This is a genomic window from Microtetraspora sp. AC03309, from assembly GCF_020826795.1.
GTDB lineage: Bacteria > Actinomycetota > Actinomycetes > Streptosporangiales > Streptosporangiaceae > Microtetraspora > Microtetraspora glauca.
Genome location: NZ_JADDIL010000078.1, coordinates 1 through 16,641 on the forward strand (window position 1 = coordinate 1; position 16,641 = coordinate 16,641).

Sequence of the window (16,641 nt, forward strand, 5' to 3'; positions counted from 1 at the left end):
AAAGTGCCTTCTGAATTGGCGCGGACAGGACTCTCGACAAGCCCGATCCTCCCAGTTCAGAGGCGCTTTTCTCATGTAAACGATCAACCTCGGAGAAATTCGTCGCGAAAGCCCGAGGTTAATGAGCATCCATAACTATATGGTGGGGAGATCTTCGATCCCGTTGATGGCGATAACCCAGAATGGATCACCCATCCGGTAGCCTCCGGTGCTGGGGGTGTGGGGCTCGAACTGGCCGGGGCCTAGAAGGACGTGAACACCTTCAGCGCGTAGTGTCTCCACGCTGCGGCGGAATGGCTCGCGTGAGGCAAGGGCGCTGTTCACGAACGGCAGGATGACGACGGGGATGCCCAGGCCGGGCGCCTCCGCGAGAAGGCCCAGGGCGTAGGTGTCGGCGATGCCTTGGGCGAACTTGTTGATGGTGTTGTACGTGGCCGGGGCAACGATGATGGCGTCGGCCCTCGGGGACTTGGGTTCGCCCGGCTTGCGGTACTGGCTGCGGACAGGGTGACCGGTCAGCTTCTCCAGTTCGGGCACGTCGATGAAGTCGAGCGCGGATGGGGTGGCGATGATCTGGACGGTCCATCCCTGCTCCTGCGCCATCGTCACGAGGCGGCCGACGTCACCGGCCGGTCCTGCGGCGCACACGATGATGTAGAGGACCTTGCCGGGTTCGGTCACGCGCTGACTCCCAGGGCTTCGGCGTACTCTCGCGCTTCGCGCCGGACGCTGATGGGGGCGGTGGCGAGGATGTCGCGAACAAGCCTAAGCGTGGCCGGGCGGCCGGTGATCTCTTCGGGGGCGATATCTCCGGCGGCGCGCAGGACGTGCAGGGCGCGGTCGTGCTTGCCCCACGCGAGGAACGCGCGGGATGTGTCGAGTAGGACGGTGGCCTTGCGCTCGTTGATGGGCAGGGCGTTGAGGTCGATCTTGCGGGCGTTGTCGATCGCGGTACCGGCGTCGCCGAGACGGAGCGCGATGTTCACGCGGTGGCACAGGACGTTGTTCGGGCCGAACGCGGTCCACATGTGGTTGCCGTCGTGACCGAGTCGCCGGCCTGCCTGCTCGGCCTCATCGAGGAGTTCGGCCGCGGTGTGCCGGTTGGCATGGAGGGCTGCGGCGACGGCTCCCCGTAGTAGGAGCGTGCCGTACACCGACAGGTCGTCCGGAGAGGGGTAGGACAGGTCGGCGTCCAGGCGCTGGGCGGCGGTGCTGGCCATGGTGGTTGCGGCTCGGTGGTGGCCGTCGTCCATGAGTGCGTGGGTGATGATGCGGGCGCTTGATCCGATCATCAGGGGGTTGCCGCTGGCGTGGGCGGCCTGGACGCTGCGATCGGCCGCGAGCCAGGCAAGGCCCTTGTCTTCGTGCTTGAGCAGGATGGATGCGGCGACGTGATGGGCCTCGGCGGACAGCGCGTACGCGCGTAGCTGTTCGTCGCCGGTGAGCATCGTGCATGCGGTGCGGAGCTTGCGCAGCAGCGACGGGAGGGCGGCGGCCACCTGGGAGTAGTGGCATGCCTGGTAGTTCTGCTTCGCCGCTGCGACGGATGCGGCGAGTGCTCCGAGATCTGTGGGGCCGTCGACCGGGGCGGAGTAGTCGACGAGAGCGGCGGCAAGGGTCTCGATGTTGGACGGGATGTCATGGACCTTGTCCGGCTGTCCGACCACCGCACTGAACAACGCGGCCCCGGCCAGGCCGACGAACTCGCGTCGCCGCATGCCGTCCTCGTCCTTTCCAGATTCGACGAGATTCACAGCGTGTGGGCTGATTATGCGGTCATCAACCCGCATGGAATAGTCGCCAGGCGGAGTGATTGCGGTATCGGCGACGGGCGCGGCTACGGCTCGGGCGCGTTTGGTGGGGGCGAATCCCAGGTCTTCGGGGTCGTGGTGGGTGACCTCGGCGAGTGCCAGCCGGTACGGCTCACGCGGCCAAGAGACCTCTCCGGCCTCCCACCTTCTGATGCGCTCCTCGTCGCAGGTCAGGCCGTACTTGATGCCGCTGGCGGACAGGTTGACCATTTTCGCCATTTCGGCACGCGACAAATTCGCGCGGCTACGCCATGCCCGGAGTTTCACGTTTGGTGTTGCTTCGGGCATATCTGACCTGCTTCCCGATGGGCGATCGAAAAGGGGTTAAGAGGGGGGTCTTTTAGGGGGTCTCGCCATTCTGCTTTGCCGGTGGACTTGCCATCAAGCAACCACGGTACGTCAAGCGGCCTCCCAGGCAGAGGGAACGCCGGATGAACGAGGAGATGGCGACGGTGACCCGGCCAGACGAGAACAGCGAGGCACGGCCCTGTCCTTCGTGTCGGGGACGTGGCAGCAAGGAACGCCACGCACGCCGGGCGCTCCTAATCGGCGGAACCAATGCAGATCACGAATCGGGTGGGGAGCGGGTGTGTCTCGACTGCCTCGGAAGCGGCCGGGCCGAAGGGAACGGAACATGAACCCCATTGATGTCATGGCGGTGGCCTACATGAACCGCACAGACGAGGAGCGCAAGCTCCTCCGGCTCCGCCACGAGTTGACCCAGCTCAGCATTCACACCGAGCTGCGGGACAACAACACCGCACTCATGGTGCACCCTCCCGGCGGGCGGGGGCTGCCGCTGTGGGTGTTCGTCGGGTACGGCGGCGCGTACTTCTCCTGGCAGTACGCCGAGAAGCGGCACCCGGTGAACGACGCCCCGGGGGCGGCGAAGGTGCTGGCGGAGTACGTCAGCCGCTAGAGCTGGCGCGGCGAGATGACGGGAGTGCCCGGCCGGGGGTGGGCGGGCGTCGGTGGTGTCCATCGCCCCGGTCTCGTCGCGCCTGCGGCAGGGTCACGGACAACCACGCCCCCCGGTCCCCGTTCGTGGCCCTGCCGTTCCACCCTTGTTCACCTCTTCCGGCACGTTGTGGGTTGCGGGTATGGGGTGACAGAAATCCGGAGCCGCGTTAGGCTCAAACTTGGTAAAACAACCTGTCGGCTGCTGGACGGTCGTGATGTCGCTAGAGTCCGTGCCTCCGAAGTATGCGCAACTTGTGCAGACGCTTCAGCGGCGTATTGAAGCGGGAGACTACCCGCCGGGGACGCTGCTCCCCAGTGAGAACCAGTTGATCCAAGAGTTCGGCGTGTCCCGGCCCACTGTTGTTGCCGCGTTGCGGGTGCTGAGGGAACAGGGCTGGATCGAGTCGCAGCAGGGCAAGGGACGTTTCGTGCGGGGCCGTCCCGCGCTCGCCCTGGCCGAACAGCCACGCCCCGGCCACGCCTACCTGACCAACCCCGAGGCCGCTTCCCCTGGCGAGGTGCTGGAAGCGGGCGCCCAGGCCGTACCCAACCGGGTCGCCGCGCTGCTCGATCTGCCGGCCAAGAGCCGGGCGTTCCTGCGTCGCCGCCTGGTCGTCCGCGACGGTGAGCCGTCCGAGATCGTCTCGTTCTGGCTGCCCTTGGATCTGTCGGAGGGGACGGACCTGACCAGCGCCGACCCGCTTCCCGACAGCATCCGCGATCATCTCCAGGCGCGTAAGAGCGTGCGGTTCGATCACATCATCGAGCAGATCACCGCGCGCATGCCCTCGACGGACGAGACCAAGCGGCTCGGCATGCCGAAGAACACGCCGGTCCTGGACGTCTACGCGGCCGTGCGTGACGCTTCCGGGCACCCCTTTGTCGTGGTGAACGTACTGCTTCCCGCCGACCGTCACGAGTTGGAAGACGCCTACCCGATCGCCTGATCGGGGAAGGCACGATAACAAGGCATGTGGAACGAGCCCCGAGCGACGTGCCATCACCTGCGGCGGGGCGACACTTCCGACATCATCTTGTCGATGATGTCGAGTGCCGCTTGAAAGTATGCGGCATGATGCTCGACATCATTCGGGCTGACGTACACGATGCCGAGAGCGCCGTGAGTCGCAGCCTCGACGTACTTACCGTCCCTGACGCCGGTTTCCAGGGACAACTTATGTTTGACGGTCTCTTCGCGTCGGACCTCTGCCTCTTGGTCAAAGTCCGATTCAGGTACGCCTATCCGCTTGCTAGCCAGTTCTACGGTGGCGGCACCAACGAGGTCTAGCAAATGTCTATGGACCCGCTTCCTGGCTCTCGGGGCGAGATGCGGGAGCTTCGCTAGGACAGCACAGGCTAGCTGTTCACGACCATGGAAGGAGGCGGCGCCCAAGCCCTCGTTACACACGCCTCCGGTATAGGTGTGTCCATGGATCAAACGGACTCTGTAGGCCGCGAGCGTCTCGCATACGGCCGCCTGCGCCTGGAATCGATGCTTCGCAGCCTCGCCCCGCCACGCGATTTGGCCAGAAGCGAAAACACCACCGACCGCGCCAGAGAACAGTCCTGAGACAGCCCCGATCAAAACGCCCCACACGTCCATGACCGACACCGTAACGGCGGAATGTCTTCAGCGATGGAGGTACGGCGAATGTGACTACGCCCCTAAACATCGCTCACGATCTCGGGAACTTGCTGGAGCTCCACCTCTTTCACCCCTAGGCACTTGACCTACCAAGTTCGCCGACCTACTCTCGAGGCAGTTGATAGGTTAAGTGCCTGTCAGTCGAGAGAGGAAGATCTCCAATGGCTCTGCAAGGACCCATCCCGGTCACGTTCGACATGGTGTTCCCGCACGGCTGCTACGTCGTCGGTGAGGTCGAGCCGGTCAAGGACTTCGACGCCTCGACCAACGGCCGGTTCGTCCAGGCGCGCGACAAGCAGACGGGCGAGCTCGTCTGGCAGGTCGCGGTCATGGACGCCGATCCGACGCTCAAGCCCGCTCAGAAGACGGTGGCGGTCAAGATCCTGTCCGGTGTCCAGCCGGTTCCGCCGGCCGCTGTGCCGGGGGTGCCGTTCACGCCGGTCGAGTTCGACGGGGTCAACGTCACGCCGTACGTGAACAGCAACAGCAACCGGCTCGCCTACTCCATCCGGGTCCGCGAGATGCGCCCCGTCCGGACCGCATCGGGCAAGGCCGGGGGCAAGGAGGCAGCGGCGTGACCCGCGACCCGTACACCTACGTCTCGATGTCGCTCGACCCCCGGCCAGACGCCCCGGATCAACGTCTCGTTCTACACGCTGGATCTGCGGGTGTGGGCCTCAGCGCTGAACGGCGAGCGGCCGATGCTCTCGGTGTCTTCCCGGGAGGCCGACATCTCGATCTCGACCAGCGCAGGCGGCCCGGTCACCGCTGCTGATCTCGACATCGCCCGGCAGATCTTCACCGCCGCCGCGCGCTACCTGGCCGACTGCGAGCACCAGCACGCGCAGCAGTCGGCCGCCTCCGACCAGGTCGACGCCCCCGGTGACGAGGTGGCGGCCTGACAAGCAAGGCGGGGCCGCTGGAACTGGCATTCCAGCGGCCCCCAGATCTCCCACACACGCGAATGTTTGAGAGGGGCACCAGCCTAATGTTCCGCAAGCTCCCCGGAGACGAGGCGCGTAACCTCGTCTCCACCACTCCCGACACCGCTGTCGTGTTCCGTCCGGCCGTCGTCCGGACCCCGGCGTTCATCACGATCGTGATCTGGCTGTCCCGCCTGGTCGCGGGCCTGATCCGGATCGTCTGGCGGCACCCGATCGCCGTCACCGGCCCGGCCGTACCCGGTGTGATCTGGACGCTGTACGGCTGGCGTCTCGCCCTGGTCCTCATCGGCCTTATCGCCCTTGCGGGCCTGTCCTGGGCGTCGCTTCACCGGGCCTCGTTCTTACGGGTCATCGGCTGGCGGCTGTTCGCCTTCTGGCGACGGATCTGGATCTACCGCCGTCACTGGCAACCCGTGATGATCGTCTCGGGTCTCGGGCGGCACTTACGCGGCCGGGACTACCTGCCCCGGCTCGTGCGGGTCGAGTGCGACGGCTGGGCCGACCGCATCACCGTGAAGATGCTCAACGGTCAGGCGGTCAAAGACTGGGCCGACCGAACCGACCAGCTCGCCCACGGCTTCGGCTCCCGAACCTGCCGCGTCTCCATCGCACGGGCGGGACGGCTCGTCCTGACCTTCCCCCGTCGTGATCCGCTCGCCGTGCCGCTGCCTGCCGTCCCGATCCCGGACGTGGTCTCAGTGGGACCGGTCGAGATCGGCGCTCGGGAAGACGGCACGCCATACCGGCTCAAGGTCCACGGCACGCACGTCCTGATCGCGGGAGCGACCGGGGCCGGCAAAGGCTCGTTCCTCTGGTCGACGATCCGCGGCTTGCTCCCCGCGATGCGGGCGGGCTTGGTCGAACTCTGGGCGCTCGACCCGAAGCTGATGGAGCTCTCGTTCGGCCGGGACCTGTTCACCCGGTACGCGGCCGACTCGGAACAGTGCGCCGACCTACTCGACGAAGCGGTCACGGTCATGCAGGAGCGCGCCGGGCGCTTCGCCGGGCTCCAGCGCTCCCACAAAGCGACGGTTGAGGATCCGTTCGTCCTGGTGCTCGTCGATGAGGTCGCGTTCCTGACCGCCTACCAGTCGGACCGGGTGCTCAAGCAGCGGATCACGGCCGCGCTCGCGACCCTGACGACGCAGGGGCGAGCGGTCGGCGTGGGCGTCATGGCGGCGTTGCAGGACCCGCGCAAAGAGGTCATGAACATCCGCAACCTGTTCCCCGACAAGATCGCGCTCCGGCTCGATGAGTCCGAACAGGTCGACATGGTCCTCGGCGACGGCGCACGCGATCGGGGCGCACTCGCTGACCACATCTCGCCCGTGCCCGCGCTCGGGGCCGGGATCGGATACGTCCGGCTTGAAACCTCGCCCGATCCCGTCCGGGTCCGGGCCGCGTACGTCTCTGATGATGACATTCGCGCGATGGTCGTCGAGTACGTCACGCCCGTGGATGCCTCGCAGGTCGCGGACTCTGCGGCGGTCACTGGCTCCGCTCCCACTGTCGACTCCGCTCCGGTCGAGCGGGAGGGAGTGCGGGCCAATGGTTGAGATCTCCCACCTGCTCGACGAACTGACCTGCGCGGGCTGCGGCACCACCAACGCGCTCTGGCTGTACCCGGTCCGGGGCGTGGTCGAGTGCCGCGAGTGCGGCGAAAAGGCGTCCATCCTGCTCGACCCCCTCGACGGCTTCGACTCGATCGACAGCCTCGGCTCCTGCGGCGGTGACTCGTGACCAACACGATCGACAGGACGACCCCTCGGGCGGTGCGGATGGCTCAACCGCTCGCCCGCGAGGTCGTCGAAGAGCTCGCCAAGCAGTACGGCGTGTGCATCCGCCCGATCGCCCTGCGGCGGCTCGACACCTTCACGGGCAAGGTGGAAACCATCGACGTGCCGTGCGGGGCCACCTTGGAGAGCAAGTGCCCTCCGTGTGCGAAGCGGAACCGACAGCTTCGGATGGCCCAGTGCCGGGAGGGCTGGCACCTCGACCACGAGCCGGTCAACACCCCGAACGAGGCGGACGACTATCAGCGCTACCTCGTCGAACTCCGAGCCGACGCCCAGGCCTGGCGGGACAAGGCAGAAATGGCCGGCGACGACACCACCGACCTGGACGCCGCGATAGGCGACCTCGACGACGAGATCAACCGGGCCGGGATGCGCGGCACCGTCCTCGGCCGCACCGCCGGGAAACGGTCACGCTCGACCCGGCGGCGACAGGACGCCCCGGACCTGCCCAAGCGCACCATGAGCGCCACGACACTCGGGCGAACCTTCACCAGTGCCAACGGCAAGACCTTCCGGCCGTCGATGTTCATCACCCTCACCCTGCCCTCCTATGGGCGGGTCAGGAAGAACGGCGCACCCGTCGACCCGAGCACGTACGAGTACGCGCGGGCGGCTCGGGACGCGCTGCACTTCTCCAAGCTGGTGGACCGCTTCGTTCAGAACCTCCGCCGGGTGGCCGGGTTCGATGTCCAGTACTTCGCGTCCGTCGAACCTCAGAAGCGCCTCGCTCCGCATCTGCACATGGCCGTGCGGGGCCACCTCCCGCGTGCGGAGATCAAGCAGATCGCGGCGGCCACGTACCACCAGGTGTGGTGGCCCTCCATCGATCGGGTCGTCTTCGAGGGCGAGCATCTGCCGGTCTGGGCGGACGGTGCCGGATACCTCGCCCCGGCAACCGGTGAAGTCCTGCCCACCTGGGATGAAGCCCTCGACGAGCTCGACCAGGACGACGAGGCCGAACCCCTGCACGTGCTGACCTTCGGCCCTCAGCTCGACGTTCAAGGCGTCCTGGCCGGGACGACCGATGCGGACACCTGCATCCGGTACCTGTCGAAGTACCTGACCAAGTCCATCGGCGACGCGATCGACCCGGACGACTCCGCGCAACGGGAGCACGCGGAACGCCTCGGCAACGCCCTCCGCTACGAACCGTGCTCGCCGACCTGCCCGAACTGGCTCCGCTACGGCGTGCAGCCCAAGGGCGCCAAGCCGGGCATGATCCCCGGTCGGTGCCGGGGCAAGGCGCACAAGCCCGAACACCTCGGCTACGCGGGTCGTCGCGTCCTGGTCTCGCGGAAGTGGTCGAACAAGACCCTGACCGAGCACAAGCACGACCGGCGTACCTGGGTGCTGGAAGCCCTCGGCCTCCCAGACGAACCCATAGCCCCGCACCGGTACGTCTGGCGACAGGTCAAGCCCGGAGATCCCGGCCTCGACCCCATCGGCGTCCGGCTCCTGCGCTCGGTCCACGAACGCCAGCGCTGGCGCAACCACTTACGAGAGCTGGAAGCCCAAGCAGACGGACAAGATCTTTCGGCAACCGAAGGGAGGGCGGCGTAGTGGCGAACAAGGACGGACGGCGGCGGTTCGGAAGCATCCGCAAACTGCCCTCCGGTCGGTTCCAGATCCGCTATCCGGGGCCTGATGGACGGATGCGAACCGGTAACACGACCTATGAGCGGGAGCGCGATGCCGACAAGGCGCTGTCCCTCGTGGAAGCCCAGCTCACCACAGGGGACTGGACGGACCCACAGCGGGCCAAGGTCAAGCTCGGTGACTACGCCGCGAAGTGGATCAGTGAGCGGACCAACCTCCGGCCTCGGACGGTAGAGATCTACACGGGTCTGCTCCGACGCTACGTCGTTCCGCATTTCGGCAACGCCCCCTTGAGCAAGATCGATACAGCCATGGTCCGGGAGTGGCGGGCAACGCTCACCGGGAACGGCGTGGGCGCGTCGGAAGTAGCCAAGGCGTACCGGTTCCTGCGGGCCGTGCTCATGACGGCGGCGGATGATCGGATCATCCCGCGTAACCCTTGCCGCATTCGGGGTGCCGGTGAGGAGAAGCCGGAAGAGCGCCCGGTCCTCACGGTGGCGAAGGTCTTCGAGTTGGCCGACCTCGTCCCCGTACGGCTCCGCGCGCTGATCCTGCTGGCGACCTTCGCGAGTCTGCGATGGGGTGAGGTGGCGGCACTCCGGCGGATGGACCTGGACCTGAACGCGGGCACCGTCAGCGTTCGGCAACAGCATGTCGAGTTGGACACGGGCGAGCTGCTCGTCGGGCCGCCCAAGTCGCGGGCCGGTGTCCGGACGGTCGCCATTCCTTCGGCAATCATCCCCGCGCTTCGGGATCACCTCGACGACTTCACCGATCCGGAGGACGATGCCCTGATCTTCACCGGCGCGCGGGGCGGCACCCTCCGGCGAAGCAACTTCCGCCGAGCCGCCGACTGGGCGAAGAACACGACGAAGATCGGTTGCCCTGGCTTGCACTTCCATGATCTCCGGCACACCGGCAACACGATCGCGGCCAGCTCGGGCGCGACGCTCCGGGATCTCATGGAGCGGATGGGGCACGACTCCGTTCGCGCCGCGATGATCTACCAGCACCGCACGGCGGAGGCGGACCGCAAGATCGCGAACGCCATGAACGGAAAGATCACGGAAGCCCTGCCAGCCAAGGCGAGTGATCTCTAAGCAAGATCGAATGCATCGGCTAATGGCACGTTAATGGCACGAAGCCTCGTAGCAAGATCGCTACGAGGCTTGTTTTCGCTGGTGGGCGGTACTGGGTTCGAACCAGTGACCCCTCGCTTGTAAGGCGAGTGCTCTACCGCTGAGCTAACCGCCCCAGACGGGACTACACCTTACGACACCGGGACGCCTTTCAGCACATCGGGAGATCCGTCCGTGTCTCCCGACGCCAGATCGGGATCCGGGTGCCGCGCGCCGTTCGCGTTGTTCCGGGGCTCGCCGCCTACTTCGCGCCGTTCGCGTTCCGGGCCCCGCCTCGCCGTGGCGGGCCACGTCCGGAGCGCGATGCCCGCGACTCTAACGACCGCCCAGCAGCGTTTCCGTGGCCCAGCCGGCGCCCGCGTCGGGCACACCGGCCGCCTGCCAGCCGAGCAGCGCGGCGCCGAGCATTCCCGCCTGTACGCCGAGAGCCGCCGGACGAAGCTCCGGGGGCTCACGGAAGGTCAGCCGCGCGGCCAGCCGTTCCCTGAGGGGCTCGAACAGGGCGGGCCCCGCCTCCCCCAGCCCTCCGCCGATGACGACCAGCGACGGGTCGAGCAGCAGCGTGTACGACGCCAGCGAGATCGCCAGCGCCTCGATCGCCTCGTCGAAGACCTCGCGCGCCGCGACGTCGCCGGACAGCGCCAGCTCCACGACCTCCTTGGCGGTGGCCGTACGGCCGGAGCGTCGCTCGAAGCGCCGGGCCACGGCGGAGGCGGACGCGTAGGTCTCCAGGCAGCCGACCTGGCCGCACGCGCACTTCTCACCCGAGGGCCAGACGGGCGTGTGCCCGATCTCGCCGCCCCATCCGTGCGCCCCGCCGTACGGCTCGCCGCGGACCACGACGGCGCCCGCGATGCCGGTGCCGATGGGGAGGAAGAGGAAGTCGGCGGCGTCGCGTCCAGCGCCGAACACGCTCTCGGCCAGCCCTCCGGTGCGTACGTCGTGCCCGAGCCGGGCGGGTGCGTCGCCGGGCACGAAGTCCTCGGCGGGCACGTTCCGCCAGCCGATGTTGGCGGAATAGACGGCCGTGGAGGAGGTGACGATGCCCGGAACGGCGAGACCGACACCGGAGGGCCCCTCGCCGAAGCGGGAGACTCCGTGCCCGGCGAGCTCGCCCACGTAGGCGCGGATGGCCTCGACCACGGCCGCCGCCCCGCGCTCACGTTCCGTCGGGCGTCCCTCGAAAGGGGTCACCTCACCGGAGCTCGTGACGAGCCCGCCCTTCATCGACGTACCGCCCACATCGAGCGCAACGACGTAACTCACTCGGACATCGTCGTCACCGGAGGACGATTCGCCAAATCGGGCAGATCAGGAACGTCCGAGGACACGGTTCAGCGCCGCCTCGACCTCGGCGGACAGGTCCGGCGAGCCGGCCGCGGAGACCAGCGACTCGCATGACCGCGCGAGCCGTACGGCTCCGCACGAGCGGCACTCGACCTCCCCGAGGCGGCAGATCAGCGCGGTGGAACCGCATGAGACGCACGCGTCGAGATCGAGGTCGTGCGCACGCTGGCAGTCCGGGCAGACCAGAACCTGCGCCTCGTGGCGCACCCCGCGTTTCCAGGGACTCGCGCCACGGACCGGATCGGCCTGCCGGGCCCCGCACCGGTAGCAGGGCATCTTCGCCTCCCGTAAGGCAGGGTCACAGATGTGTGAGCACCTTCTGGTACTCGGTGACGTCACGCGCCGACCCGATCGCGTTCACGATCTTCCAGCGGATGACGCCCTCGCCGTCGATGATGAAGGTCCCGCGCAGCGCGATCCCCTTCTCCTCATCGAACACACCGTACGCCCGGGCCACCTCACCGTGCGGCCAGAAGTCCGAGAGCATCGAGAACGTGTACCCCTCCCGGTCGGCCCAGGCCCGGTGGGCGAAGACGGAGTCGACCGACACGGTCAGCACCTCGACGTCGCCCTCGGCCGCGGGGACGAGCTCGTCACGGATCGCGGACAGCTCGCCATGGCACACGCTGGTGAACGCCAGGGGATAGAAGACGAGCACCACCTTGCGGCCCCGGAGGTCGGAAAGCCTGACGGGAGCGCCGTGCTGATCCTGGAGCTCGAAATCCGGAGCCCGGTCCCCGACCTCTATCGACATGCGCCGCCTCCCCTGACCTGATCGCACATCATCCTGCCGTACGGCACCGCCGGGCCGTACGGCAGGGCGTCGGCGTCAGCTCAGCGGCGGGCCTTCGGAGCGACCAGCCGCGTTCCCGACCAGTCCCGGGCGGCGCTGATGCTGCTCGTCTGGGAAAGTCCGGCGGTCGTCGCGTCCTCACCGATGTCACTGGGCTCGACGTGGCCGTCCCGGCCCGCCTTGGGGGTCAGCAGCCAGATCTGGCCTCCGTCGGCGAGTGCGGTCATGGCGTCGCTGAGGGCGTCGAACAGATCGCCGTCGCCATCGCGCCACCACAGCAGCACCACGTCGACGACGTCCTCGTATTCCTCGTCCACCAGCTCGTTGCCGGTCAGCTCCTCGATGGACTGGCGCAGTGCCTCGTCGCAGTCCTCGTCCCAGCCGACTTCCTGCACCACCTGACCGGCTTTGAGGCCGAGTCGTTCGGCCAGGCCGCGCTCGCCCTGCGCCTGACCCGCGGTCGCGCTCACGTGTATCCCTCCTGCTTGGGTGACCCCGCCTTGTAATGCGGTTGTCCGGCTCACTGAGAGCCATGCTTCGGCACAGTCCACACGCTGTGACCCACCGTCGTCAACGGTCGCCACGACCGGCGCCCCGCACCGTTATCTATGAACCCGACAAAAACGACAAACGAACACGCCGGTCGGGGTTGTCCACGTTGAGATCGACAAGGGACACCGACTGCCAGGTGCCCAGCGCGAGCCGGCCGTCCAGAACCGGAAGCGTCGCGTACGGCGGAATGATCGCGGGCAGAACATGGGATCGCCCATGCCCCCGGGAGCCGTGCGCATGCCTCCAGCGGTCATCGGCCGGAAGCAGATCCCCCAAAGCCGCGAGAAGGTCCTCGTCACTGCCCGAACCGAGCTCGATCAGCGCGACACCCGCCGTGGCGTGCGGCACGAAGACGTGCAAAAGCCCGTCTCCCCCGCACTCACGCGCGAACTCCGCGCACTCCCGAGTGATGTCGTGCACCCGCTCGCGCGTGCCGGTACGCACCTCGATCTCCATGGATCTCACAGCGCGATATTACGATCCCCGCTGAGCTGGGACGACGACCGCGTCCGGGCCGGGGAACACCAGGCCGGTGTGTCCGTCGTCGAACCTGACGACGTACGGCGGCTCGCCACCGGGCCCGCGTACCTCGATGATCTCGCCGCGCTTGTCATGTTCTCCCACGACGGTCCCATGCACCAGGAGCCGGTCACCCACCGTTGCCTGCATCTCGATTCCTCCCTCTCTCTCCAGAGCCTGATACGGCTTTCGCCCGCAGGGAAGGGGAGTAACCCATCCCCCGCAAGAGGGAGGAACAACGCATACCGAAACGTTACGCTCCCCCGCCGTGACGCACGAGACGGATGGCGGCCGGTTACGTCGCGGTCACCGCGGCGCGCCCCGACGGCCACCGGCGCACGTGCCGTACCGGTCACTGGAAGGAGCGGTGACCGGCGGAAGGAGCGGAGAAGAGAGGTGTGGAGCGACGGGCGGGACGGAGCGGTGCGTCCGGTTCGGGGCTGTGCTTGGATGGCACATCACACCCCGCGCGGATCCGCCTTCTCCCTCGGGAAAAGGCCCGGTCGCGCACGGGCGGTCGGCCCCGCGATCGGGGCACGCTGGGAAGTCTGTAAGAATCGTCCTACCATCGGTGGTCTAGGCCATATATCCCTGCCTGCCAGCAGGGACATCCTGGTTACCCGGCAGTAGAGATGCACTTTCCGGGGCAAGCGGCCAGGATGGAAGTGCCTAGACAAGACATAGTCCATCCTCGGAAGGCGAGACCCAGTGGCTTCCGGACGCCAGCGCTTCTCGATCATCAGTGACGGCCTACCCAGCCAGTTGCCTGATGTCGACCCGAGCGAGACCAGGGAATGGCTCGAATCGCTCGACAACGTCATCAAGACGGAGGGCCGCACCCGTGCCCGCTATCTGATGCTCCGACTCCTGGAGCGGGCCCGTGAGCACCAGGTCGGCGTGCCCGGCCTGCGGAGCACGGACTACATCAACACGATCCCACCTGAGCGGGAACCCTGGTTCCCCGGCGACGAGTACGTCGAACGCCGCATCCGGGCCTACATCCGCTGGAACGCGGCCGTCATGGTCACCCGGGCCAACGCCCGCACCAACGTCGGCGGCCACATCGCGACGTACGCCTCCGCGGCCTCGCTGTACGAGGTGGGTTTCAACCACTTCTTCCGCGGCAAGGACCACGGCGAGTCGGGCGACCAGGTGTTCATCCAGGGCCACGCGGCTCCGGGGATCTACGCCCGCGCCTTCCTGGAGGGCCGCCTGTCGGCCCCCGAGCTGGACGCGTTCCGCCAGGAGCTCTCCCACGGGATCAAGGGCCTGCCGTCCTATCCCCACCCGCGGCTCATGCCGGACTTCTGGGAGTTCCCCACGGTCTCCATGGGCCTCGGCCCGATCGGCGCGATCTACCAGGCGCGGTTCAACCGCTACCTGCTGAACCGCAAGATCAAGGACACCAGCCGCAGCCACGTGTGGTGCTTCCTCGGCGACGGCGAGATGGACGAGCCCGAGTCGCTGGGCGCGATCGGCCTGGCCGCGCGCGAGGAGCTGGACAACCTCACCTTCGTCATCAACTGCAACCTGCAGCGGCTCGACGGCCCGGTGCGCGGCAACGGAAAGATCATCCAGGAGCTGGAGTCATACTTCCGCGGCGCCGGCTGGAACGTCATCAAGGTCGTCTGGGGTCGTGACTGGGACCCGCTGCTCGCGGCCGACGTGGACGGCGTCCTCGTCAACCAGATGAACACCACGCCCGACGGCCAGTTCCAGACGTACTCCGTCGAGACCGGCGAGTACATCCGGGAGCACTTCTTCGGCAGCGACCCCCGCCTGCGCAAGATGGTCGAGCACCTGTCGGACGACGACATCCGCAAGCTGTCGCGCGGCGGCCACGACTACCGCAAGGTCTACGCGGCGTTCAAGTCGGCCCGCGAGCACGTCGGCCAGCCGACCGTCATCCTCGCCCAGACCATCAAGGGCTGGACTCTCGGCAAGGACTTCGAGGCGCGCAACGCGACGCACCAGATGAAGAAGATGTCCAAGGCCGAGCTCAAGGAGTTCCGCGACCGGCTCTACCTGCCCATCCCGGACAAGGATCTCGAGGGCGACCTCCCACCGTACTTCCACCCCGGCGAGGACAACGAAGAGATCGCCTACATGAAGGAGCGCCGCGCCGCGCTCGGCGGTTTCCTGCCCAAACGGCTGACCAGGGCCAAGGCCCTCAAACTGCCCGGCGACGACGTCTACAAGCAGCTCGCCAAGGGCTCGGGTAAGCAGAACGTCGCCACCACCATGGCCTTCGTCCGGCTGCTGAAGGACCTCATGCGGGACAAGGAGATCGGTCACCGGTTCGTGCCGATCATCCCCGACGAGGCGCGCACCTTCGGCGTGGACGCGATGTTCCCGACCGCCAAGATCTACTCGCCGCACGGGCAGACCTACGAGGCGGTCGACCGGGAGCTGCTGCTCTCCTACAAGGAGTCCACCGAGGGCCAGATCCTGCACGAGGGCATCAGCGAGGCCGGCTCGATGGGCTCGGTCCTCGCCGTCGGCTCCTCGTACGCCACGCACGGCGAGCACATGATCCCGATCTACATCTTCTACTCGATGTTCGGGTTCCAGCGCACCGCCGACCAGATGTGGCAGCTCGCCGACCAGATGGGTCGCGGATTCCTGCTCGGCGCGACCGCCGGCCGTACGACCCTGAACGGCGAGGGCCTCCAGCATGAGGACGGCCACACGCCGCTCATCGCCTCGACGAACCCGGCCGTCGTCTCCTACGACCCGGCCTGGGCGTTCGAGATCGGGCACATCGTCAAGGACGGCCTGCGCCGGATGTACGGCGACGCCCCGGAGAACATCTTCTACTACCTGACCGTCTACAACGAGCCGTACCCGCAGCCCGCGGAGCCGGCGAACGTGGACGCCGAGGGCATCCTCAAGGGTCTGTACCTGTTCGCCCCCGCCCCCTCGACCGGGGGGCCGAAGGCCAACATCCTGGCCTCCGGTGTCGCCGGTCCGTGGGCCCTGGAGGCGCAGCGTCTCCTGGCGGAGGACTGGGGCGTCGACGCCTCGGTCTGGTCGGCCACCTCGTGGGCGGAGCTGCGCAGGGAGGCCCTCGCCGTCGAGGAGCACAACCTGCTCAACCCCGACGCCGAGCAGCGCGTGCCGTACGTCACCCGGAAGCTGTCCGAGGCGCAGGGCCCGTTCGTGGGCGTCAGCGACTACATGCGGGCCGTCCAGGACCAGATCGCCCAGTGGGTGCCCGGTGACTGGAGCTCGCTCGGCACGGACGGCTTCGGCCTGTCGGACACGCGTTCTGCGCTGCGCCGCCACTTCCACGTGGACGCCGCGTCGATCACCCTGGCGGTGCTGACCCAGCTCGTACGGCGTGGCGAGATCAAGGCCGAGGTGCTGCGCGAGGCCATCTCCCGCTACCACCTGAAGAACGGCGTGACCGAGGTCGGCGCTCCCGCGGAGAGCAACGACATCCAGTCGATGGGCGTATAACGCCTGAGCGTCTCCGGGTTCGCGTCGGCGGACCCGCCTGCCGGGCCCCCGGACTTCCTGTCCGGGGGCCCGGCGTGTTC

The 16,641-nt window shown here is 67.5% G+C and carries 18 protein-coding genes and 1 tRNA gene; 9 read left to right on the plus strand and 10 right to left on the minus strand.

Features of this window, described 5'->3' with window-relative positions; translation table 11 throughout:
• Positions 1 to 135 precede the first annotated feature (135 nt).
• A complete protein-coding gene (locus tag IMZ11_RS34285) occupies positions 136 to 681 on the minus strand; it encodes a flavoprotein (RefSeq protein WP_228646552.1) in 546 nt (181 codons plus the stop codon).
• Positions 678 to 2,030, minus strand: a complete 1,353-nt coding sequence (locus tag IMZ11_RS34290) for an XRE family transcriptional regulator (protein WP_228646553.1) — start codon at positions 2,028 to 2,030, stop codon at positions 678 to 680. Before IMZ11_RS34290 ends, IMZ11_RS34285 begins: the two co-directional genes overlap by 4 nt.
• Positions 2,031 to 2,445: 415 nt before the next feature.
• Here IMZ11_RS34290 and IMZ11_RS34295 point away from each other — a divergent pair, with 415 nt between their 5' ends.
• Both IMZ11_RS34295 and IMZ11_RS34300 read left to right on the plus strand, forming a co-directional pair.
• A complete protein-coding gene (locus tag IMZ11_RS34295) occupies positions 2,446 to 2,730 on the plus strand; it encodes a hypothetical protein (protein ID WP_228646554.1) in 285 nt (94 codons plus the stop codon).
• Positions 2,731 to 2,986: 256 nt separating this feature from the next.
• Positions 2,987 to 3,718, plus strand: a complete 732-nt coding sequence (locus IMZ11_RS34300; protein ID WP_228646555.1) for a GntR family transcriptional regulator — start codon at positions 2,987 to 2,989, stop codon at positions 3,716 to 3,718.
• 53 nt (positions 3,719 to 3,771) lie between these two features.
• Here IMZ11_RS34300 and IMZ11_RS34305 read toward each other — a convergent pair whose 3' ends face one another.
• Positions 3,772 to 4,374: a hypothetical protein gene (locus IMZ11_RS34305; RefSeq protein WP_228646556.1), complete on the minus strand. Its 603-nt coding sequence runs from the start codon at positions 4,372 to 4,374 to the stop codon at positions 3,772 to 3,774.
• Positions 4,375 to 4,577: 203 nt separating this feature from the next.
• Here IMZ11_RS34305 and IMZ11_RS34310 point away from each other — a divergent pair, with 203 nt between their 5' ends.
• The 6 genes from IMZ11_RS34310 (at position 4,578) to xerC (ending at position 9,852) form a co-directional block, all read left to right on the plus strand.
• Positions 4,578 to 4,994 carry a plasmid replication, integration and excision activator gene (locus IMZ11_RS34310; protein WP_228646557.1) on the plus strand — a complete coding sequence of 139 codons (417 nt, stop codon included), beginning with the start codon at positions 4,578 to 4,580 and terminating at the stop codon, positions 4,992 to 4,994.
• Between the two features lie 123 nt (positions 4,995 to 5,117).
• Positions 5,118 to 5,318, plus strand: a complete 201-nt coding sequence (locus IMZ11_RS34315) for a hypothetical protein (protein ID WP_228646558.1) — start codon at positions 5,118 to 5,120, stop codon at positions 5,316 to 5,318.
• 86 nt (positions 5,319 to 5,404) lie between these two features.
• Positions 5,405 to 6,916, plus strand: a complete 1,512-nt coding sequence (locus IMZ11_RS34320; RefSeq protein ID WP_228646559.1) for an FtsK/SpoIIIE domain-containing protein — start codon at positions 5,405 to 5,407, stop codon at positions 6,914 to 6,916.
• Positions 6,909 to 7,100: a hypothetical protein gene (locus IMZ11_RS34325; RefSeq protein ID WP_228646560.1), complete on the plus strand. Its 192-nt coding sequence runs from the start codon at positions 6,909 to 6,911 to the stop codon at positions 7,098 to 7,100. Before IMZ11_RS34320 ends, IMZ11_RS34325 begins: the two co-directional genes overlap by 8 nt.
• Positions 7,097 to 8,716 (plus strand): replication initiator, encoded by a 1,620-nt coding sequence (locus IMZ11_RS34330; RefSeq protein ID WP_374463125.1) that lies wholly within the window; start codon positions 7,097 to 7,099, stop codon positions 8,714 to 8,716. Before IMZ11_RS34325 ends, IMZ11_RS34330 begins: the two co-directional genes overlap by 4 nt.
• Positions 8,717 to 8,808: 92 nt before the next feature.
• On the plus strand, positions 8,809 to 9,852 hold the full coding sequence (gene xerC, locus IMZ11_RS34335; protein ID WP_228646561.1) for a tyrosine recombinase XerC: 1,044 nt from the start codon (positions 8,809 to 8,811) through the stop codon (positions 9,850 to 9,852).
• Between the two features lie 79 nt (positions 9,853 to 9,931).
• Here xerC and IMZ11_RS34340 read toward each other — a convergent pair.
• The 7 genes from IMZ11_RS34340 to IMZ11_RS34370 form a co-directional block, all read right to left on the minus strand.
• Positions 9,932 to 10,006: transfer RNA gene (locus IMZ11_RS34340), tRNA-Val, on the minus strand.
• Between the two features lie 200 nt (positions 10,007 to 10,206).
• A complete protein-coding gene (locus IMZ11_RS34345) occupies positions 10,207 to 11,157 on the minus strand; it encodes an ROK family protein (RefSeq protein ID WP_228646562.1) in 951 nt (316 codons plus the stop codon).
• A 45-nt stretch (positions 11,158 to 11,202) separates the two neighbouring features.
• Positions 11,203 to 11,514 (minus strand): hypothetical protein, encoded by a 312-nt coding sequence (locus tag IMZ11_RS34350; RefSeq protein WP_228646563.1) that lies wholly within the window; start codon positions 11,512 to 11,514, stop codon positions 11,203 to 11,205.
• Between the two features lie 22 nt (positions 11,515 to 11,536).
• A complete protein-coding gene (locus tag IMZ11_RS34355; RefSeq protein ID WP_228646564.1) occupies positions 11,537 to 11,992 on the minus strand; it encodes a peroxiredoxin in 456 nt (151 codons plus the stop codon).
• An 80-nt stretch (positions 11,993 to 12,072) separates the two neighbouring features.
• A complete protein-coding gene (locus tag IMZ11_RS34360) occupies positions 12,073 to 12,501 on the minus strand; it encodes a DUF3052 domain-containing protein (RefSeq protein WP_061257426.1) in 429 nt (142 codons plus the stop codon).
• A gap of 136 nt (positions 12,502 to 12,637) precedes the next feature.
• Positions 12,638 to 13,039, minus strand: coding sequence for a secondary thiamine-phosphate synthase enzyme YjbQ (locus IMZ11_RS34365; RefSeq protein ID WP_255707514.1), 402 nt, complete (start codon positions 13,037 to 13,039; stop codon positions 12,638 to 12,640).
• An 18-nt stretch (positions 13,040 to 13,057) separates the two neighbouring features.
• Positions 13,058 to 13,252 (minus strand): DUF1918 domain-containing protein, encoded by a 195-nt coding sequence (locus IMZ11_RS34370; RefSeq protein ID WP_061257425.1) that lies wholly within the window; start codon positions 13,250 to 13,252, stop codon positions 13,058 to 13,060.
• Between the two features lie 558 nt (positions 13,253 to 13,810).
• On the opposite strand from IMZ11_RS34370, the gene aceE reads away from it, so the two are divergent.
• Positions 13,811 to 16,561, plus strand: a complete 2,751-nt coding sequence (gene aceE / locus IMZ11_RS34375) for a pyruvate dehydrogenase (acetyl-transferring), homodimeric type (RefSeq protein WP_061257424.1) — start codon at positions 13,811 to 13,813, stop codon at positions 16,559 to 16,561.
• The last annotated feature ends 80 nt before the right edge of the window (positions 16,562 to 16,641 follow it).

What these genes read in the sequence shown, in the direction of transcription:
- IMZ11_RS34325 (WP_228646560.1), top strand. Translation starts at nt 6,909, where the DNA reads ATGGTTGAGATCTCCCACCTGCTCGACGAACTGACCTGCGCGGGCTGC.
- IMZ11_RS34350 (WP_228646563.1), bottom strand. Translation starts at nt 11,514, where the DNA reads ATGCCCTGCTACCGGTGCGGGGCCCGGCAGGCCGATCCGGTCCGTGGC.
- IMZ11_RS34315 (WP_228646558.1), top strand. Translation starts at nt 5,118, where the DNA reads ATGCTCTCGGTGTCTTCCCGGGAGGCCGACATCTCGATCTCGACCAGC.
- IMZ11_RS34320 (WP_228646559.1), top strand. Translation starts at nt 5,405, where the DNA reads ATGTTCCGCAAGCTCCCCGGAGACGAGGCGCGTAACCTCGTCTCCACC.
- IMZ11_RS34365 (WP_255707514.1), bottom strand. Translation starts at nt 13,039, where the DNA reads ATGGAGATCGAGGTGCGTACCGGCACGCGCGAGCGGGTGCACGACATC.
- xerC (WP_228646561.1), top strand. Translation starts at nt 8,809, where the DNA reads ATGCGAACCGGTAACACGACCTATGAGCGGGAGCGCGATGCCGACAAG.
- IMZ11_RS34305 (WP_228646556.1), bottom strand. Translation starts at nt 4,374, where the DNA reads ATGGACGTGTGGGGCGTTTTGATCGGGGCTGTCTCAGGACTGTTCTCT.
- IMZ11_RS34310 (WP_228646557.1), top strand. Translation starts at nt 4,578, where the DNA reads ATGGCTCTGCAAGGACCCATCCCGGTCACGTTCGACATGGTGTTCCCG.
- IMZ11_RS34295 (WP_228646554.1), top strand. Translation starts at nt 2,446, where the DNA reads ATGAACCCCATTGATGTCATGGCGGTGGCCTACATGAACCGCACAGAC.
- IMZ11_RS34370 (WP_061257425.1), bottom strand. Translation starts at nt 13,252, where the DNA reads ATGCAGGCAACGGTGGGTGACCGGCTCCTGGTGCATGGGACCGTCGTG.
- IMZ11_RS34290 (WP_228646553.1), bottom strand. Translation starts at nt 2,030, where the DNA reads ATGGCGAAAATGGTCAACCTGTCCGCCAGCGGCATCAAGTACGGCCTG.
- IMZ11_RS34355 (WP_228646564.1), bottom strand. Translation starts at nt 11,992, where the DNA reads ATGTCGATAGAGGTCGGGGACCGGGCTCCGGATTTCGAGCTCCAGGAT.
- IMZ11_RS34300 (WP_228646555.1), top strand. Translation starts at nt 2,987, where the DNA reads ATGTCGCTAGAGTCCGTGCCTCCGAAGTATGCGCAACTTGTGCAGACG.